The sequence below is a fragment of the Lachnoanaerobaculum saburreum DSM 3986 genome (genome assembly GCF_000185385.1).
In the GTDB taxonomy this organism is placed as follows: domain Bacteria; phylum Bacillota; class Clostridia; order Lachnospirales; family Lachnospiraceae; genus Lachnoanaerobaculum; species Lachnoanaerobaculum saburreum.
Window position 1 is genome coordinate 1 of record NZ_GL622305.1, and the last position, 1667, is coordinate 1667.

Annotated in this window: 1 protein-coding gene; it reads left to right on the plus strand. The window is 38.3% G+C overall.

Features of this window, described 5'->3' with window-relative positions:
• Positions 1 to 294: 294 nt before the first annotated feature.
• Complete coding sequence (locus HMPREF0381_RS14050) at positions 295 to 1569, plus strand: IS110 family RNA-guided transposase (RefSeq protein WP_008752679.1); 1275 nt, start codon at positions 295 to 297, stop codon at positions 1567 to 1569.
• The last annotated feature ends 98 nt before the right edge of the window (positions 1570 to 1667 follow it).

The following is a 1667-nucleotide window of genomic DNA, read 5'->3' on the forward strand; positions in this document are numbered from 1 at the left end:
CATAAAAACCTCCATTCCGCGGTCAAGCCACGGCACAAATAGTAATGAAAGTGTTTTACATCTCAACTCTGTGATTTAAAATAGATAACAAGAAGCTATACTACAAAGCACGGGAGGAGAAGTTGTAAAAACTTTCTCTGTTTTAGACAGCATAAAAATCAGTGTAAGTTCTGCCTTTTCAAGCACAAATAAGTGGTATCACGAATCCGTACACTAAGAATTGTTAAAGCTCTTTGTTTTATTGTGTGGCAGTTCAGTCAATGGCTTCTTATCTTTTACGAAAGGAGTTACACTATGAAAGTTACTTATCCAACCTGTTGTGGTGTCGATGTTCACAAATCTTTTCTCGTTGCCACAATCATCAAAACTACCGGTGGTATTGAACCTTCTTATCAAAAGAAGCGATTCTCTACCTTCAACAATTCTATTTTAGACTTTAAATCATGGCTTCTTGAAAATGAATGCCATGATGTCTGTATGGAATCTACAGGTAAATACTGGGTTCCTGTCTTTAATCTTCTCGAAGATCAAATCAATGTTACCATTGCTAATCCCAAATGGGTTAAAGCTGTTAAGGGTAACAAGGATGATACCAAAGATTCTAAATGGATTGGAGACTTATTTCGACTTGGACTTGTGAAAGGCAGTTATATTCCTTGTAAGTCAATTCGTATTCTTAGAGAATACACAAGATATCGCTACAAGCTTGTTTCTTGCCGTTCAAGTGAAAAGAATAGATATCAGAATGCTCTTACTGTTTGTAATATCGCATTAGATTCTGTTGTATCCGATATCTTTGGGAAGTCATCCTCATCCATTATCGATTATCTGCTTGAACAATCAGGTACTACGATTAACCATGAAGAAATCGCTTCCAAACTCCTTAGGACCCTCAAATCCAAAGAAGACGCTGTGATTGAATCTATCGAAGGATATCAGATGACTGATGCCCAGAAATATCGTATGCGCCTAGTACGCGCACATATGGATTATATCACAGCTGAAATCAATGATGTAGATAAACAGATTGAATCTTTGATTTCTTCTGTTCCTGATTATGTTAAAGCTATCCAGTTCCTAACTACCATTCCGGGTGTCAAACATGATAGTGCAATTACTATCATCTCCGAAATTGGTATTGATATGTCTCAGTTTTGTAATTCTAAACGCTTGTGTTGTTGGGCAGGTCTTACCCCCGGCAACAATGAATCCGCCGGTAAGAAGAAATCTGTCCGTATTACACGTGCCGGTGTCTACCTCAAACCTGCATTAGTACAGTGTGCTCATGCAGCCGTGAAATCTGACAAGTCTCCTTACTACAAAAAGAAATATGAATCCCTTGTTAAACGCCGTGGCAAGAAAAGAGCTATTATTGCCATTGCCCGTATGATTCTTACAGCCATCTACCGGATGCTGTCTACCGGAGAGGTATGGAATCCAAGCGATCTTTACAAAATCGATATGCCTGCACCTTTAGTTGAAAAACAGAAGGCTAAGGCTATCAAGCAAGCCAAAAAACTTTTACAAAAGGAAGGCTTACTTCCTCCTGATGAACCTTTAGCTTCTTGATCAATCTACTAAATCTATATCCTCAAATAAGTTGCCTACTTAAGACAGCTTATTTAAGTGCGCTGATTTATGGCTTACCTCTACTTTCTTTCACACTA